Raw genomic sequence first — 16,005 nt, 5'->3', positions numbered from 1 at the left:
CGCTGCCCGACCTGCGGCTGCAGTCGGTGGTCGAACTCGCCCAGGACATGGCCGGCGCGCTCACCCCGCTGGAGGCCGTCCGGGCCGCCGCCGCCCGGGCCACCGAGGCGCTCGGCGCCACCATGGCCGCCGTCTCGGTGTGGGACCGCGAGTCCGGCCGGCTGCGGGTCCTGGTCAACCACGGAGCGCTCGCCCCCGGTGAGGAGGAGCTGCCGGAGGACGAGTCGTACCCGGTCGCGGACTTCCCGGAGATCGTGACCTACCTGGAGGAGCGCTGGACCACCGGGCGCCTGCCCCGCGCCTGGCTGCAGACCGCCGAGAACGTCGAACCGCACGCCGGACACACGCACCCGACCGCCGGCGCGTACTGCCGGGAACGCGCCGCGGCGCTGCGCCGGCGCGGACGGGCCTGCTGTGTGGTCGCGCCGATCGTGCTGCACGGGCAGGCCTGGGGCGAGCTCTACCTCGCCCGGTCCATCGGAACGCCCGAGTTCACCCAGGCCGACGCCGACTACGCGACCCTGCTCGCCGCCCAGGTCTCGGCCGGACTCGCCCAGACCGAGCGCCTCGCCGACCTGCGCAAGCTCGCCTTCTCCGACCCGCTCACCGGCCTGGCCAACCGGCGCGCCGTCGACGCCCGGCTGGAGAGCGCGCTGGAGGCGCACAACCGGGACAGCACCGTGGTCTCGCTGGTGGTCTGCGACGTCAACGGACTGAAGCGGGTCAACGACCAGCTCGGCCACGAGATGGGCGACCGGCTGCTGGAACGCTTCGCACACCAGCTGTCGCTGGCCGCCGCCAAGCTGCCCGGCAGCCTCGCCGCCCGGCTCGGCGGGGACGAGTTCTGCCTGCTGGCGGAGGGGCAGAAGGCCGACGAGGTGGTCACCGTCGCCGAGGAGCTGTGCGCGCGGGCGCTGGCGCTGTCCGAGGGCGAGGGGGTCGCCTGCGGCGTCGCCTCCACCGGGGACTCCATCGGGCCGGTCACCACCCCCGACCGGCTCTTCCGGCTCGCCGACGCCGCCCAGTACCGGGCCAAGGCCGCCCGCGCCGCCCACCCCGTCGTCGCCGGGCGCAGCCACGGCCCCGGCTTCTCGCCCGACCCCACCGTGCTGCTCGCCGACGCCGCCGACCCGCACCACCGCGCCGACGGCCGCCGCAGCCCCGGCGGGCGGGCCGGTGCGGCGGACCGGCGGCGCTTCCGCGGCGCCGCCCACAGCGCCGACCCCGGGCAACTGCTCACCGCCGTCCTCGCCGCCCTCGACCAGGCCGCGGCCGCCCGGGCCGTCCACCCGGCCGACACCCTCGCCAAACTGGTCGTGGTCGCCGAGACCTCCGCCCGGCTGCTCGACGCGGTCGGCTGGTGGGTCTCCTACGTCTCGCCCGGCTCCCAGCTGATGCGCACCTCCCAGCACGCCGTCTACCGGATGACCAGCGGGCCCAGCAGCACCCGCGCCGAGACCCAGCGCGCCCAGATCGAGGCCCCGGACGCCGTTTTCGACCTCCGCCACTACCCGATGACCCGCCGCGCCGTCCGGGGCGGTGCCTTCGCGCTCCGCGCGGGCGCGGCGGGGAACGATCCGGCGGAGGAGGCGATGCTGGTCGTCTCCGGTTACCGGGGGATGGTCGCGGCCGGTGGGCAGAACGCGGCGGGGGGCTGGCTGGTGGAGCTCTTCGCCGACGACGCGACGCTGCCGTTGGGGCAGGTCGCCTGCGCGATGCGGGCGGTGGTGGCGGTGGCGTTGGCGGGGGCGGCTTCGCCGCCGGCGATGTGAGGGGGCGGGGGATCGTGGTGGTGGGGGCCTGGTGGAGTTCTTCGCCGAGGATGCCGCTGAGCTGATCGGCAACCCGCCCGTGCCGTAGGGAGTGATCCGGGTTGCACCGGCTGCCCCTTGACGTCCGGGCGTTGCCTGCCGGTGCCCCGTCCGGCGGCGGGGCGGCGCCGCTTTGTGCCGGTTCGGTGACCGGGGTGTCGCGGGTGGGTCGCGGGTGGGGGCGAGGGCTGCCGCGGGTGGGTGGCGCGGTGGGATGGTGGCGGGGATGGATCGGGGAGTGGGGGTCGGCGGTGGGCGGACGGCTGGTGGGCGCGGCGGTGGCCGGGGTGCTGGTGCTCGGCGGCGGGGTGGCGACGGCCGCCCCGGCGTCGGCGGCGTCGGTGGTCCTGCCGGCGGCCCCGGCGGCCCCGGCGGGCCAGACGGGCCCGACGCCGATCCGGGCCGCACCCGTACGGACGGCCCCTGAGCGGGCGCCGCAGCTGCGGGCGGGCCTGCGGGCGCACCGGATCACGGGCCATGCCGCGTCGCGGCGCACCCGGAAGGCCCGCCGCAGCGTGGTCGGGCGGGCGCTGGACGCGGTGTTCGGCTGGTTGGCGGTCGCGGCGCTGGTGGTCCTGCTGGTCGTCGTGCTGCTGGTGTACGCGGTCAGACGTCGGAACGGCCGTTAGCGACAGGCGGGTTGAGGGCCCGTAGGGCGGCGTCGACCAGGCGGTCGGCGTGCTCGTGGGTGAGCGGGCCGAGCCGGTACTGCCAGCGGTAGTAGAGCGGGCCGTAGACCAGTTCGACGGCCAGGTCGAGGTCGGCGTCGGGGGCGAGCTGGCCGGCCTCGCGGGCGGTGCGGAGGCGGTCGCGGGTGATCTCCAGCAGCGGGTCCAGCAGGCGGGTGCGGTACTCGGCGTGCAGCGCCGGGTCGTTGAGGATCTCGGCGATGATGGCGCGGTAGGTGCGGTCGGCGCCCGGGTCGGTGAGCTCGTCGCTGGTGGGGCGCAGGACGGCCCGCAGGTCGGCGGCGAGGTCGCCGGTGTCGGGGAGTGCGAGGCCGCCCTCGTGCTGGTTGACGGCGAGGAAGGCGTCGAAGACGACGGCACCCTTCGAGGGCCACCACCGGTAGATGGTCTGCTTGCCGACGCCGGCCCGGGCGGCGATCGCCTCGATGGTCAGCTTGCTGTAGCCGACCTCGGCGACGAGGTCGGTGGCGGCGGCGAGGACGGCGGCGCGTGCGCGCTCGCTGCGACGGGCGGGGTCGGGGGCGGTTCTGGAAGCCATGGGAAAAATTCTATGCGCCATGGCGAGACGAGACGTATTGTCTCTTCAGACATCGCGAGACGGTACGTCTCGTCTCGATAGCTATCCCCGGAGGTGCCCGTGAACCGCCCCGCACACATCCTGATGGTCTCCGTTCCGGCCCATGGGCACGTCAACCCCAGCCTCGCCGTGATCGCCGAGCTGGTCGCCCGGGGCCACCGGGTCAGCTACGTCAACGACCCGTCCTTCCGCGAGGTCGTCGAGTCCACCGGCGCGGCCTTCGTCCCGTACCCGACCAGGCTGCCGCTCGCCGACGACCCGGCTGGCTGGCCGGAGGGCCCGGTGGCGATCCAGGACGTGTTCCTGGACGACACGCTGTCGATGTGGTCCGCCCTGCTGGAGGCCTTCGAGGGCGACCGCCCCGACCTGGTGCTCTACGACATCGCGGGCTTCGCCGGACGGGCGCTCGGCGAACGGCTGGGCGTGCCGGTGGTGCAGCTGTCCTCCAGCTTCGTCGGCTGGGACGGCATCGAGGAGGACATGGCCGCGGTCTTCGAGGCGATCCGCAACGGCCCCGGCGGCCCCGAGCACTACCGCCGGTTCGCCGACTGGCTGGCCGAGGCAGGCGCGGTGGAGCGCGACGTGGAGGCCTTCAAGAACCGCCCGGACCGGTGCATCGCGCTCGTCCCGCGCGCGCTCCAGCCCCACGCGGACCGGGTCGACGAACGGCGCTTCAGTTTCGTCGGGCCCTGCTTCGGTGATCGCGCCCACCAGGGGCGGTGGCAGCGGCCGGCGGACGCCGAGAAGGTGCTGCTGGTCTCGCTGGGCTCGGCCTTCACCCGCCAGCCCGCCTTCTACCGGGCCTGCGTCGAGGCCTTCGGGGGTCTGCCGGGCTGGCGTGTCGTGCTCCAGATCGGCAAGCACACCGACCTGGCCGAGCTCGGCGAGGTGCCGGACACCGTCGAGGTGCACCGCTGGGTGCCGCAGTTGTCGGTGCTCTCCCAGGCGGACGCCTTCGTCACCCACGCGGGCATGGGCGGCTCCAGTGAGGGGCTGTTCCACGCCGTGCCGATGATCGCGGTGCCGCAGGCCGCCGACCAGTTCGCCAACGCGGACGCCCTGGTGGGCCTCGGCGTCGCCCGTCGGCTGGACACCGAGCAGGCCACCCCGGAGGCGCTGCGCGCCGCCCTGCTGGAGCTGGTCGGCGACCCGGCGGTGGCCGAACGGCTGGCGGCTCTGTCCGCCGCCGGCCGCGCCGAGGGCGGCACTCGGCGGGCCGCGGACCTGATCGAGGCCGAGCTGAAGGGGTGGCCGATGGGTTGGCGGAGACGTTAGCGGAGACCCCCGGGGTGCGGTGCGGATCGGGGCGTCGGAGAATCCGGATGGTGAGCAGCTGTTGTCATATCTTCATTCACCTGCTGTGATTGTGTATATGGATATGCACAGTGCTGTGGCCCCCGACGCTCCGCTGGTCCAGGTCGGCAAGGCCGACGTCAGTGCGGAGGACGTGCTGGCCGTCGCCCGGGGCAATGCCCGGGTCGAGATCGGTCCCGACGCGCTCGCCGAGATGGCGGCCGCCCGAGCGCGGATCGACGCCCTCGCGGCCGAGCCGCGCCCCGTCTACGGCGTGTCGACCGGCTTCGGCGCGCTCGCCGTCCGGCACATCAGCCCCGAGCTGCGCGCCCAGCTGCAGCGCTCGCTGGTGCGCTCGCACGCGGCCGGCATGGGCCCGGCGGTCGAGCGCGAGGTGGTCCGCGCGCTGATGTTCCTGCGGATGAAGACGCTGGCCTCCGGCCGTACCGGCGTGCGGCCGCTGGTCGCGCAGACCATGGCCGCCCTGCTCAACGCGGGCATCACCCCGGTGGTCCGCGAGTTCGGCTCGCTCGGCTGCTCCGGAGACCTCGCGCCGCTGTCGCACTGCGCGCTGGTGCTGATGGGCGAAGGCACCGCCACCGGCCCGGACGGGGAGGAGAAGCCCGTCGCCGAGCTGCTCGCCGCCGCCGGCATCGAGCCGGTCGAGCTGCTGGAGAAGGAGGGCCTGGCCCTCATCAACGGCACCGACGGCATGCTCGGCATGCTGGTGATGGCCATCGCCGACCTCAGCCGCCTGTTCACCACCGCCGACATCACCGCCGCGATGAGCCTGGAGGCGCTGCTCGGCACCGACAAGGTGCTCGCCCCCGAGCTGCACGCCCCGATCCGCCCGCACCCCGGCCAGGCGCTCAGCGCCGCCAACATGCTGGCCGTGCTCAAGGACTCCGGCCTCACCGGCCACCACCAGGACGACGCGCCGCGGGTCCAGGACGCCTACTCGATCCGCTGCGCCCCGCAGGTGGCCGGGGCCGGCCGGGACACCCTGGCGCACGCCCAGCTGGTCGCCTCGCGCGAGCTGGCCGCCTCGGTGGACAACCCGGTGGTGCTGCCGGACGGCCGGGTGGAGTCCAACGGCAACTTCCACGGCGCGCCGGTCGCCTACGTGCTGGACTTCCTCGCCATCGCGGCCGCCGACCTCGGCTCGATCTCCGAGCGCCGTACCGACCGGCTGCTCGACAAGGCCCGCTCGCACGGCCTGCCGGCCTTCCTGGCCGACGACCCGGGCGTGGACTCCGGCCTGATGATCGCCCAGTACACCCAGGCGGCGCTGGTCAGCGAGAACAAGCGGCTCGCCGTCCCGGCCTCGGTCGACTCGATCCCGTCCTCCGCGATGCAGGAGGACCACGTGTCGATGGGCTGGTCGGCGGCCCGCAAGCTGCGCCAGGCGGTGGAGAACCTCGGCCGGATCCTGGCCGTCGAACTGACCGCCGCGGCCCGCGCGCTGGAGATCCGCCAGCAGGCCGATCCGGCCGACCCGGCCGGCCGACTGGCTCCGGCCACCGCGGCCGCGCTGGCCGCCGCCCGCGCGGCGGGGGTCGGCGGCGCCGGTCGGGACCGCTTCCTCTCGCCGGACCTGGAGGCCGCCGCGGCGTTCGTCGCCTCCGGTGACCTGGTGCGCGCGGTGGAGCGGGTCACCGGACCGCTGGCCTGAGATGGACGCGCTGCGGGGCGGCCGGGGTTCAGTCCCAGTCGCCCCGCGGTCGGCGGTCGGCGCGGTTCAGCCGGTTGCCCAGGGCGGCGGCGAAGTTGACCCCGACGATGCCGGCCCAGGTGACCAGCAGGGCGGGGAAGCCGGCCCCGCCGGGGCTGCTGTTGATCGCGGTCAGCGGGATGCCGAGGGCCATCGAGACCACCGCCAGCCCGGCGGGGGAGCGCCGGGCGCCCCACCCGCCGCGGCGGTCGCGGCCCCGGTCCCGGTCCCGGTAGGAGGGCGCGTAGTCGTCCATCCGCTCGGCGACCGAGCGCTCGGCCCGGGCGTCCAGGCGGGCGTCGAGGCGCTTCATGAAGGAGTCGACGAGTTCCTCCTCGTACTCCTTGCCGAGTTCCTTGCGGGCCTGCAGGGTGGCGTCGAGGTCGCGCCGCAGGTCGTCCTGGCGAGTGTCCATGCCCATAGCCTGGGGCCGGCGCAGAGCCCGGTCCATCCGTTCGCGGGGGGAATCCGGGCGGGGTCAGGGAGAAATCAGGGTTACCCCGAGCCCCGCCGGTCCGGGCGGGACCGCTGTCCGAACTCCGGGACGTCTCAAGGGCCGTTCCGCCGTACGAGACGACTTTGCCAGGCGCGCCGCGCTGCTGCACAGTCGTCGTCCGAACCGCTCGCATCCGGAGGTACCCGCTGATGACCGCCACCGACGAGGCCGGCACCGTCGGCGCCTCCGCCCGGCTGCTGCAGCTGTTCGAAGGGCATCGGCTGACGCCCACCCAGCGGCGGATCGCGCACTCGCTGGTCCGGCACGCCACCGAGGCGCCGTTCCTGTCCAGCGTCGAGGTGGCCGAGCTCGCCGGGGTCAGCCAGCCCTCCGTCACCCGCTTCGCGGTCGCGCTCGGGTACGACGGCTACCCGGCACTGCGCAAGCAGCTGCGCGAACTCGGCGCCGGCGAGCCGGCCGCGCCGGAGACCCCGGCCGACGCGGTGCGCAACGAGCACCAGCAGGCCGTGCTCGCCGAGATCGAGCACCTGCGCCACCTCGCCGAACTGCTCGCCGACCCCGAACCGATCACCCGGGCCGCCCGGGTGCTCGCCGCCTCCCGCCCGCTGCCGGTGCTCGGCCTGCGGGCCGCCTCCGCGCAGGCGGGCGGCTTCGCGTACTTCGCGTCCAAGGTGCACCCGGACGTCCGGCTGCTGGACGAGGGCGGCAGCATGCTCGCCGACCGGCTGGAACAGGCCGCCGCGGCGGGTGCCACCGCGCTGCTCTGCTTCGCGCTGCCGCGCTACCCGCGGGAGTTGATGGACGCGCTGGTGGTGGCCCGGGAGTGCGGACTGACCGTGCTCACCGTGGCCGACAGCGCCTTCTCGCCGGTCGCCAAGCTCTCCGACCTGATGCTGCCGGCGGCCGTCGGCACCGGGCTGGTCTTCGACACCGCCTGCGCGCCGATGATGCTCGGCCGGGTGCTGCTGCAGACCATGTGTGACGAACTCCCGGGCGCGGAGGCGCGGTTGGAGGCGATCGAGCAGTCGGCGGCGGCCCGGGGTTTGTTCCTCGAATAAGCGGGAGAGTACTCGGCACGAACCCGGGCATCCCCTACTGCAGGGGGTGCCGCCCATGCGCGTGATCCACGAGATGAAGTTCGTCGCCCGCCTGGCCTCGGGTGCTGACGAATGGTCCTGCCCCGCCTGCGGACGCCGTGTCACCCTGCGGCGCCTGCCCGATCCCGAACTGACCGTCCTCGACCCGGGCGACGAGTCCGCCGTACACGTCGGCGTCATCGAACCCGACGCCCGTGCCGCGGCGGCGGCCGAGAGGTACGGCCTGGGGCCCGTCCAGAACATCCCCCGTCCGCCGTCCCCGCCAGCGCCCGACGCGGCCGACCGCCGCTGGCTGGCCGAGATCGGCATCGACTGGGACGGCGGTGACGCCGCCGCGTGACTCAGCTGCGGGGGGCGTAGAGCGGAAGACCGGAGGTGTCCAGCTCGGCGGGCAGCGGCGAGGGCAGCGGGACGGCCTCGCCGTACTTGCCGTGCAGGACGCCTTGGTACTCGCCGTCGCGGGGGTGGGTGTGGAGTGTCCAGGCGCCCTTGCGGGGGTCGACCGCGAGGAGGACCGGCACGCCTGCGATCGCGTACCAGCTGGTCTTCGTCGCGATGTGGGTGACGCGCGAGGGGGAGGGGGCCACCTCGACAGCCAGAACGACGCCACGGGTGTCAGCCAGCCAGCTGTCCTCGCTCGCCCACTCGGTGGGTAGGACGAGCAGGTCCGGGGTCGCGTAGTCGTCCTGGTCGTCCGGCAGGGCGATGGATGACGACTCGTAGACGTCGAGGCCGGTCGGCAGTTGTGATCCGATTCGTTCGCGCAGGCATCGCACTGTCCCCGCGTGCTTGCCTCGGCGAGGCGGCGACATCAGCAGAGCGCCACCGATGATCTGGACCCGCAGTCCCGTGTGCTGCTCGATCTCTTCTGCGGCGCGACGAAGCTTGCCGGGTCGTACCGGGCTGGTGGCCATGGCGTCCTCTACTGGGCTGAGTGGCTGGTCTTTTCAGCCTGAGCGTATGGCTGGCAGGCGTCCCGACTTGGGCATTGATCGGATGGTTCCGGGGTCTGGTCGAAAGCTGGTTGTTTAGATATATTCAGCCGAGCCAAGCTTGAATGAATCCATCCGCAGGGAGGCCGGGACATGGTGCAGCAGCAGACGAGCGGACCGCGAGAGGTGCGTGCGGCGCGCGGGACGGGACTCACGACGCAGGGGTGGCAGCAGGAGGCCGCCCTGCGGATGCTGATGAACAACCTCGACCCCGAGGTGGCCGAGCACCCGTCGAAGCTGGTGGTCTACGGCGGCACCGGCAAGGCCGCCCGCGACTGGCGCTCCTTCGACGCCATGGTGAAGACGCTGCAGGGGCTGAAGCAGGACGAGACCATGCTGGTCCAGTCCGGCCGGCCGGTCGGCGTGATGCAGACCCACGAGTGGGCGCCGCGTGTGCTCATCGCCAACTCCAACCTGGTCGGCGACTGGGCCAACTGGGAGGAGTTCCGCCGCCTGGAGAGCCTCGGGCTCACCATGTACGGCCAGATGACCGCCGGCTCCTGGATCTACATCGGCACCCAGGGCATCCTCCAGGGCACCTACGAGACCTTCGCCGCCGTCGCCAACAAGCGCTTCAACGGCACGCTGGAGGGCACCATCACCCTCACCGCCGGCCTCGGCGGGATGGGCGGCGCCCAGCCGCTGGCCGTCACCATGAACGGCGGCGTGGCGATCTGCATCGACTGCGACCCGTCCCGCATCTCCCGCCGGATCGAGCACCGCTACCTGGACGTCGAGGCCAAGGACCTCTCCCACGCGCTGGAGCTCGCCACCGCCGCCCGCGACAAGCGCCAGCCGCTCTCCATCGGCGTGCTGGGCAACGCCGCCGAGCTGGTTCCGCAGCTGCTCGCGATGGATGCGCCGATCGACATCGTCACCGACCAGACCAGCGCCCACGACCCGCTCAGCTACCTGCCGGTCGGCGTCGCTTTCGACGACATGGCCGACTACGCGGCCGCCAAGCCCGCCGAGTTCACCCAGCGCTCGCGCGAGTCGATGGCCAGGCACGTCGAGGCGATGGTCGGCTTCCTCGACCGCGGCGCCGAGGTCTTCGACTACGGCAACTCGATCCGCGGCGAGGCCCAGCTGGCCGGCTACGACCGCGCCTTCGCCTTCCCCGGCTTCGTCCCGGCGTACATCCGCCCGCTGTTCTGCGAGGGCAAGGGCCCGTTCCGCTGGGCGGCGCTGTCCGGCGACCCGCAGGACATCCACAAGACCGACAAGGCCGTCCTCGACCTCTTCCCGGAGAACGAGTCGCTGGCCCGCTGGATCAAGATGGCCCAGGAGAAGGTGCACTTCCAGGGCCTGCCCGCGCGCATCTGCTGGCTCGGCTACGGCGAGCGCGACAAGGCCGGTGAGCGCTTCAACGACATGGTCGCCTCCGGTGAGCTGTCCGCCCCGATCGTGATCGGCCGCGACCACCTGGACTGCGGCTCGGTGGCCTCCCCGTACCGGGAGACCGAGGCGATGCTGGACGGCTCGGACGCGATCGCCGACTGGCCGCTGCTCAACGCCATGGTCAACGTAGCCTCCGGCGCCTCCTGGGTGTCCATCCACCACGGCGGCGGCGTCGGCATCGGCCGCTCGATCCACGCCGGCCAGGTCACCGTCGCCGACGGCACCGCGCTGGCCGGGGAGAAGATCCGCCGGGTGCTCACCAACGACCCGGGCATGGGCGTCATCCGGCACGTGGACGCCGGCTACGACCGGGCCACCGAGGTCGCCGCCGAGCGCGGGGTCCGCGTCCCGATGGGCGAGCTGTGACCTCGACGTTCAACGAGATGTGGGCGGAGCTGCTCCCCGTGGGCCGCTCCGCCTCCTCCGGCGGCTACCGCCGCTTCGCCTGGAACTCCGCCGACGCCGAGTGCCGCGCCTGGTTCGAGCAGCAGGCCCGCGGTCGCGGCCTGACGTACGAGCTGGACCGCAACGGCAACCAGTGGGCCTGGCTGGGCGACCCGACCGCGCACGGGGCGGTCGTCACCGGCTCGCACCTGGACTCCGTCCCGGACGGCGGCGCCTTCGACGGGCCGCTCGGGGTGGTCTCCTCCTTCGCCGCGCTGGACGAACTCCGCGCCAGGGGAGCCGAGTTCACCCGGCCGCTGGCGATCGTCAACTTCGGTGACGAGGAGGGCGCCCGGTTCGGCGTGGCCTGCATCGGCTCCCGGCTGACCGCCGGGGTGCTCTCCCGCGAGGACGCGTACGAGCTGCGCGACGCCGACGGCCTGCGGCTGCCCGACGCGATGGAGAAGGCCGGCTACGACCCGACCGCGATCGGCGCGGACGACGAGCGGCTGGCCCGGATCGGCGCCTTCGTCGAACTCCACGTCGAGCAGGGCCGCCACCTCACCGAGGGGCAGCCGGTCGGCGTGGCCAGCGCGATCTGGCCGCACGGCCGGTGGCGGTTCGACTTCCACGGCGAGGCCAACCACGCCGGCACCACCCGGATCGAGGACCGCCGCGACCCGATGCTGACCTTCGCCAACACCGTGCTCGCCGCCCGCAAGAAGGCGAAGCTCGCGGGTGCGCTGGCCACCTTCGGCAAGGTCGCGGTCGAGCCCAACGGCACCAACGCGATCGCCTCGCTGGTGCGCGGCTGGCTGGACTCCCGGGCCGCCGACGAGGCCACCCTCACCGAGCTGGTCGCCGAGATCGAGCGGGCCGCCGCCGAGCGCGGCGGGCGCGACGGCGTCCGGGTCGAGCTGACCCGCGAGTCCTACACCCCGGTGGTGGACTTCGACGGCCCGCTGCGCGACCGGCTCGCCAAGCTGCTGGACGCCCCGGTGCTGCCCACCGGCGCGGGACACGACGCCGGCATCCTGGCGTCCGCGGTCCCGACCGCCATGCTGTTCGTGCGCAACCCCACCGGCGTCTCGCACTCCCCGGCCGAACACGCCGAGGAGGCCGACTGCCTGTCCGGGGTCGCCGCCCTCGCCGACGTACTGGAGGACCTGGCGTGCCGCTGACCGCATCGACCCCGGTGACCTACTGGGCGCAGTACGCCTGGCTGCCGCACGACGACGGGCCGGTGGTCGGGCAGGACGTGCTGATCGCCACCGGCCCCGGCGGCCGGATCACCTCCGTGACCCCGGACAGCGGTCCCTGCCCGCCCGGCGCCGTCCGCCTCGACGGCCTGCTGGTGCCCGGCCAGGCCAACGCTCACTCGCACGCCTTCCACCGGGCGCTGCGCGGGCACGTCCAGGTCGGCTCCGGGACGTTCTGGACCTGGCGCGACACCATGTACCGGTTCGCCGGCGCGCTCGACCCGGACACCTACCTGGAGCTCGCCACCGCCGTCTACGCCGAGATGGCGCTCGCCGGGATCACCGCCGTCGGCGAGTTCCACTACCTGCACCACGCGCCCGGCGGCGCCCGCTACACCGACCCGAACGCGATGGGCGAGGCGCTGATCGAGGCCGCCGCCCTGGCCGGCATCCGGATCACCCTGCTGGACACCTGCTACCTGTCCTCCGGCTTCGGCGCCGAACCGACGCACCCGCAGCTGCGGTTCAGCGACGGCGACGCCGAGGCCTGGGCGGTACGGGCGGACGCGCTCAAGCCCCGCGAGCACGCCCGGATCGGCGCCGCCATCCACTCGGTCCGGGCCGTCCCGGCCGAGCAGCTGGGCACCGTCGCGCACTGGGCGGCGATGCGCAAGGCCCCGCTGCACGTCCACCTGTCCGAGCAGACCGCCGAGAACGACGCCTGTCTCGCCGCGCACGGCGTCACCCCGACCCGGCTGCTCGCCGACCACGGCGCGCTCGGCCCGCGCACCTCGGCCGTGCACGCCACCCACCTCACCGGCGAGGACATCCGGCTCCTCACCGACTCCTCCACCACCGTCTGCATGTGCCCCACCACCGAACGGGACCTCGCGGACGGCATCGGCCCGGCCCGCCGGCTGGCCTCGGCGGGCAGCCCGATCACCCTGGGCAGCGACAGCCACGCGGTGATCGACCCGTTCGAGGAGGCCCGCGCGCTGGAGCTGAACGAGCGGCTGCGCACGCAGACCCGCGGCCACTGGACAGCGAACGCACTGCTGCGGGCCGGCGGCGAGGACGGGCACGCCTCGCTGGGCTGGCCCGAGGCCGGGCGGATCGAGGCCGGGGCGCTCGCCGACTTCACGGCGATCGCGCTGGACACCGTCCGTACGGCGGGCCCGCCGCCCCGGCTCGGCGCCGAGATCGCCGTCTTCGCGGCCTCGGCGGCGGACGTGCGGCACGTGGTGGTCGGCGGGCGGCACATCGTCCGGGACGGCGTGCACCAGCTGGTGGCCGACGTGCCGGGGGCGCTGCGCGCCGCGATCGGCGCGCTGGACTGCTGATTCCTGCTCCATCAATCGAGTTGGCCAACTCCCATCGGAAGGCGTTGTCTTGAGTACCAGGACCACCTTGATCACGGGCATCGGCAGCCTGGTCACCAACGACCCCGGGCGCGGCACCGGGCCGCTCGGCCTGCTGACCGACGCGGCCGTGGTGGTCGACGGCGACACCGTCGCCTGGGTCGGCCCGGCGGCGCAGGCCCCGGCGGCGGACGAGCGCTTCGACGCCGAGGGCCGGGCGCTGCTGCCCGGCTTCGTCGACTCGCACGCCCACCTGGTGTTCGCGGGCGACCGCACCGCCGAGTTCAACGCCCGGATGTCCGGGCAGTCCTACTCTGCGGGCGGCATCCGCACCACGGTGGCGGCCACGAGGGCGGCGAGTGATGCCGAACTGGAGGCGAACGTGGCCGGGTTCGTCCGGGAGGCGCTGCGGCAGGGCACCACCACCATCGAGTGCAAGTCCGGTTACGGACTGACGGTCGAGGACGAGGCCCGGGCGCTGCGGATCGCCGCGAAGCACACCCCGGAGACCACCTACCTGGGCGCGCACATCGTGGCCCCCGAGTACGCCGAGGACCCGGCCGGCTACGTCGACCTGGTCACCGGCGAGATGCTGGACGCCTGCGCCCCGCACGCCCGTTGGGTGGACGTGTTCTGCGAGAAGGGCGCCTTCGACGGCGACCAGGCGCGGGCGGTGCTGACGGCGGGCATCGAGAAGGGGCTCACCCCCCGGGTGCACGCCAACCAGCTCACGTACGGGCCGGGCGTGCAGCTCGCGGTGGAGCTGGGGGCCGCCTCGGCGGACCACTGCACCCACCTCACCGACGAGGACGTGGCGGCGCTGGCCGGTTCGGCGACGGTCGCGACCCTGCTGCCGGGGGCGGAGTTCTCCACCCGCGCCGAGTACCCGAGCGGACGGCGGCTGCTGGACGCGGGCGCGGTGGTGGCGCTGTCCACCGACTGCAACCCGGGCTCCAGCTTCACCAGTTCGATGGCGTTCTGCATCGCGGTGGCCGTGCGGGAGATGGGGATGACCCCGGACGAGGCCGTCTGGGCGGCCACGGCCGGTGGCGCGCACGCGCTGCGGCGCACGGACGTGGGCACGATCGCGGTCAGCTCGCGCGCGGACCTGCTGCTGCTGGACGCGCCCTCGCACGTCCACCTGGCGTACCGGCCGGGCGTGCCGCTGACGGCGGCGGTCTGGCGGGCAGGCGTCCGGGAGGTCTGAGCCCCGGACTGTAGACGGCCCCCGCGCCCCCGGGGTGGCGGGCGCGGGGGCTTCTCGCTCAGGCGTCGGCGGTCAGGTGGTCGAACTCGCCGGCCTTGGTGGCCTGGAGGAACTTGGCGAACTTGAGGCGCGTGGTGCGGACGATGACGTCGCCCTCGTCAGACTCACGGAGCTCGACCACCCCTTCACGTGCGCGCACCTCGACGCAGTTGCTGGCTGCTTCGCTGAAGCTGGATTTCTGCCACTCGGAGCTATTCATACCTGTCGTTCAGTTCCTTCATGATCGAGCGAATGTAATCTCTCGACTCGCTCTCCGGGAGCGCGGCGGCTTCGATGCGCTCAAAGATTGCGCGATAGCCCGCCAGCTGGGCGGGCGAGTCGAAGATGTGGGAGCCGTGGGACGAGTCAGCCTGGACCGTATCCAGCTCCGGCACCGGCCCCTCCGCGTAGATCAGGTTCTCACTGGGGCCAGGGAAGTCGGCCGTGTCGAACGGTACGACTCGCAGCGAGACTCCCGGAAGCTCGGAGTCTTCGACGAGGGAGCCAAGCTGTTCCCTGAGTACTGCGGGACCGCCGTACTGAATTCGCAGCGCTGCCTCGTGGACCAGTGCCACGTACGGCGTTTCACCGGATCGAATAGTTTGCTGCCTCCGCAGGCGGAACCCCACCCTGCGATCGACCTCGCGACCGGGGAGAGGAGTGAAACCTCTCGCGAACACGGCGGCGGCATAGGGGATCGTCTGAAGCAGCCCCGGGATGAAGCCGATGTTGAAGCTCTTGAGCCTCTTCGCATGTCCCTCCATTTCCGCCACATCAATGGGGGCGGCTGTGAGGGCGTTGCGATACTCATCCCACCAGGCCCGATCTCGCTCCCTGGCCATCCCGGCGAGCGCGTCGACCAAGGGCGCGTTGGCGCACATGCAAGCCTCCGCGATCTCGTGCAGGCGCTCCACGCTAACGGCGGACTTCCCGTTCTCCATCTGTGTCACCAGAGCTGGAGTCACACCGAGCAAGCGGGCGAGGTGACTGCCTGCGAAGCCGGCCTGCTCTCGCATCCTCCGCAGTTCAGCGCCAAGTCGACGCTGGCGAAGGGTCGGGTTCTGACGGTTGGCCATGGCGTCCTTTCTGCCGGTACAGGCGCCAGTCTGCCGTGCCGCGCGCAGGGGTGGCCATCCGGGGGATGACTCCATCGGGGAACCTTCGCGCATCGGAGCTTAACGTTAAGCTCCGATGCGCTATCGTCGTTCTCAGCTCGATCCGACGGATCGTCAGTAATGCCTGCATCAAGGGCAGTAGGCGCCTGCTGCCCGCGCGCCGCAGAGCAGTCGCACCCCGGCCTGGCTCACGGCGACGACCGTCGTCACCTCTCCCACACCACAGCCTCACGGAGGTTCCCGTGTGCACCCGTAATACCCCCTCGCTCACCCTCTCCCGGCAGGCCCTGCGGGACGCCATGACCCGTAACGGCTGGGACGCCGAGACCATCTTCAACGCCGAACTCGCCCTGATGGAGCTCATCACCAACGCCTGGCGGCACGGCGACACCCCCGCGCCCGTCGTCTGGTTCTCCCTCCTCGACGGCACCCTGCGGGTCACCGTCTCCGACGAGAGCGACGCCCTCCCCCAGCCGCGAACGTCCTCCGACCTCGCCGAGACCGGTCGGGGTCTCCAGCTCGTGGAGGGCCTCACCCACCGCTGGGGCGTCGACCCGCAGAAGCGCGGCAAGACCACCTGGTACGAGTGCGCCCTGAAAGCGCCTGGTTGTATTCCCGGTAGAGCCGGGAGGAATTCGGAGGTTATTCCTGGGCCCAATGGCTTACCTGGCGTCGAAA

Annotated in this window: 15 protein-coding genes and 1 pseudogene; 11 read left to right on the top strand and 5 right to left on the bottom strand. The window is 73.1% G+C overall.

Annotated features, from left to right (window positions below; all coding sequences use genetic code 11):
- Positions 1-47: 47 nt before the first annotated feature.
- Both ACIRYZ_RS26305 and ACIRYZ_RS26300 read left to right on the top strand, forming a co-directional pair.
- A pseudogene (locus ACIRYZ_RS26305) lies at positions 48-1,205 on the top strand (diguanylate cyclase domain-containing protein); the annotation flags it as partial.
- An 857-nt stretch (positions 1,206-2,062) separates the two neighbouring features.
- Positions 2,063-2,440 carry a hypothetical protein gene (locus ACIRYZ_RS26300; RefSeq protein WP_402948439.1) on the top strand — a complete coding sequence of 126 codons (378 nt, stop codon included), beginning with the start codon at positions 2,063-2,065 and terminating at the stop codon, positions 2,438-2,440.
- Here the strand turns inward: ACIRYZ_RS26300 and ACIRYZ_RS26295 are convergent.
- Positions 2,418-3,038, bottom strand: a complete 621-nt coding sequence (locus ACIRYZ_RS26295) for a TetR/AcrR family transcriptional regulator (RefSeq protein WP_402948436.1) — start codon at positions 3,036-3,038, stop codon at positions 2,418-2,420. The two genes, ACIRYZ_RS26300 and ACIRYZ_RS26295, sit on opposite strands and share 23 nt — an antisense overlap.
- Positions 3,039-3,161: 123 nt before the next feature.
- Here ACIRYZ_RS26295 and ACIRYZ_RS26290 point away from each other — a divergent pair, with 123 nt between their 5' ends.
- Both ACIRYZ_RS26290 and hutH read left to right on the top strand, forming a co-directional pair.
- Positions 3,162-4,352, top strand: coding sequence for a macrolide family glycosyltransferase (locus ACIRYZ_RS26290; RefSeq protein WP_402948629.1), 1,191 nt, complete (start codon positions 3,162-3,164; stop codon positions 4,350-4,352).
- Positions 4,353-4,449: 97 nt separating this feature from the next.
- Positions 4,450-6,042, top strand: a complete 1,593-nt coding sequence (gene hutH / locus ACIRYZ_RS26285; protein ID WP_402948434.1) for a histidine ammonia-lyase — start codon at positions 4,450-4,452, stop codon at positions 6,040-6,042.
- Positions 6,043-6,070: 28 nt separating this feature from the next.
- Here hutH and ACIRYZ_RS26280 read toward each other — a convergent pair whose 3' ends face one another.
- The gene (locus tag ACIRYZ_RS26280; protein WP_402948431.1) at positions 6,071-6,496 is read right to left on the bottom strand and encodes a hypothetical protein; all 426 of its coding nucleotides are present in this window, start codon (positions 6,494-6,496) and stop codon (positions 6,071-6,073) included.
- Between the two features lie 230 nt (positions 6,497-6,726).
- Here ACIRYZ_RS26280 and ACIRYZ_RS26275 point away from each other — a divergent pair, with 230 nt between their 5' ends.
- Positions 6,727-7,596, top strand: a complete 870-nt coding sequence (locus ACIRYZ_RS26275) for a MurR/RpiR family transcriptional regulator (protein WP_402948428.1) — start codon at positions 6,727-6,729, stop codon at positions 7,594-7,596.
- A 55-nt stretch (positions 7,597-7,651) separates the two neighbouring features.
- Positions 7,652-7,975, top strand: coding sequence for a hypothetical protein (locus ACIRYZ_RS26270; RefSeq protein ID WP_380610570.1), 324 nt, complete (start codon positions 7,652-7,654; stop codon positions 7,973-7,975).
- A gap of 1 nt (position 7,976) precedes the next feature.
- Here the strand turns inward: ACIRYZ_RS26270 and ACIRYZ_RS26265 are convergent, their stop codons facing one another.
- On the bottom strand, positions 7,977-8,549 hold the full coding sequence (locus ACIRYZ_RS26265) for a Uma2 family endonuclease (protein WP_402948425.1): 573 nt from the start codon (positions 8,547-8,549) through the stop codon (positions 7,977-7,979).
- Positions 8,550-8,720: 171 nt separating this feature from the next.
- Here ACIRYZ_RS26265 and hutU point away from each other — a divergent pair, with 171 nt between their 5' ends.
- The 4 genes from hutU to hutI are packed head-to-tail and all read left to right on the top strand — an operon-like array spanning position 8,721 to position 14,173.
- Positions 8,721-10,391: a urocanate hydratase gene (gene hutU, locus ACIRYZ_RS26260; protein ID WP_402948422.1), complete on the top strand. Its 1,671-nt coding sequence runs from the start codon at positions 8,721-8,723 to the stop codon at positions 10,389-10,391.
- 17 nt (positions 10,392-10,408) lie between these two features.
- The gene (locus tag ACIRYZ_RS26255) at positions 10,409-11,590 is read left to right on the top strand and encodes an allantoate amidohydrolase (protein WP_402948627.1); all 1,182 of its coding nucleotides are present in this window, start codon (positions 10,409-10,411) and stop codon (positions 11,588-11,590) included.
- Entirely contained in the window at positions 11,581-12,948 is a 1,368-nt protein-coding gene (locus ACIRYZ_RS26250) for a formimidoylglutamate deiminase (RefSeq protein ID WP_402948420.1), read from the top strand. Before ACIRYZ_RS26255 ends, ACIRYZ_RS26250 begins: the two co-directional genes overlap by 10 nt.
- 49 nt (positions 12,949-12,997) lie before the next feature.
- Positions 12,998-14,173, top strand: coding sequence for an imidazolonepropionase (hutI, locus tag ACIRYZ_RS26245; RefSeq protein ID WP_402948417.1), 1,176 nt, complete (start codon positions 12,998-13,000; stop codon positions 14,171-14,173).
- Between the two features lie 58 nt (positions 14,174-14,231).
- Here the strand turns inward: hutI and ACIRYZ_RS26240 are convergent, their stop codons facing one another.
- Positions 14,232-14,432: a DUF397 domain-containing protein gene (locus ACIRYZ_RS26240; protein ID WP_402948414.1), complete on the bottom strand. Its 201-nt coding sequence runs from the start codon at positions 14,430-14,432 to the stop codon at positions 14,232-14,234.
- The gene (locus ACIRYZ_RS26235; protein WP_402948411.1) at positions 14,425-15,288 is read right to left on the bottom strand and encodes a helix-turn-helix domain-containing protein; all 864 of its coding nucleotides are present in this window, start codon (positions 15,286-15,288) and stop codon (positions 14,425-14,427) included. The genes ACIRYZ_RS26240 and ACIRYZ_RS26235 overlap by 8 nt, the downstream gene beginning before the upstream one ends.
- A gap of 281 nt (positions 15,289-15,569) precedes the next feature.
- Between ACIRYZ_RS26235 and ACIRYZ_RS26230 the strand changes: the two genes are divergently transcribed.
- A partial coding sequence (locus ACIRYZ_RS26230) for an ATP-binding protein (protein ID WP_402948409.1) occupies positions 15,570-16,005 on the top strand: 436 nt, incomplete at its 3' end.

It is taken from the genome of Kitasatospora sp. NPDC101155, from assembly GCF_044768305.1.
Taxonomy (GTDB): Bacteria; Actinomycetota; Actinomycetes; order Streptomycetales; family Streptomycetaceae; genus Kitasatospora.
Note: the sequence above shows the minus strand (reverse complement) of the source record. Positions and strands in the feature narration are given on the sequence as shown.

Excerpts from the sequence above, each read along its gene's own strand:
- ACIRYZ_RS26295 (WP_402948436.1), bottom strand. The coding sequence starts at position 3,038 with ATGGCTTCCAGAACCGCCCCCGACCCCGCCCGTCGCAGCGAGCGCGCA.
- ACIRYZ_RS26290 (WP_402948629.1), top strand. The coding sequence starts at position 3,162 with ATGGTCTCCGTTCCGGCCCATGGGCACGTCAACCCCAGCCTCGCCGTG.
- hutH (WP_402948434.1), top strand. The coding sequence starts at position 4,450 with ATGGATATGCACAGTGCTGTGGCCCCCGACGCTCCGCTGGTCCAGGTC.
- ACIRYZ_RS26280 (WP_402948431.1), bottom strand. The coding sequence starts at position 6,496 with ATGGACACTCGCCAGGACGACCTGCGGCGCGACCTCGACGCCACCCTG.
- ACIRYZ_RS26275 (WP_402948428.1), top strand. The coding sequence starts at position 6,727 with ATGACCGCCACCGACGAGGCCGGCACCGTCGGCGCCTCCGCCCGGCTG.
- ACIRYZ_RS26270 (WP_380610570.1), top strand. The coding sequence starts at position 7,652 with ATGCGCGTGATCCACGAGATGAAGTTCGTCGCCCGCCTGGCCTCGGGT.
- ACIRYZ_RS26265 (WP_402948425.1), bottom strand. The coding sequence starts at position 8,549 with ATGGCCACCAGCCCGGTACGACCCGGCAAGCTTCGTCGCGCCGCAGAA.
- hutU (WP_402948422.1), top strand. The coding sequence starts at position 8,721 with ATGGTGCAGCAGCAGACGAGCGGACCGCGAGAGGTGCGTGCGGCGCGC.
- ACIRYZ_RS26255 (WP_402948627.1), top strand. The coding sequence starts at position 10,409 with ATGTGGGCGGAGCTGCTCCCCGTGGGCCGCTCCGCCTCCTCCGGCGGC.
- ACIRYZ_RS26240 (WP_402948414.1), bottom strand. The coding sequence starts at position 14,432 with ATGAATAGCTCCGAGTGGCAGAAATCCAGCTTCAGCGAAGCAGCCAGC.
- ACIRYZ_RS26235 (WP_402948411.1), bottom strand. The coding sequence starts at position 15,288 with ATGGCCAACCGTCAGAACCCGACCCTTCGCCAGCGTCGACTTGGCGCT.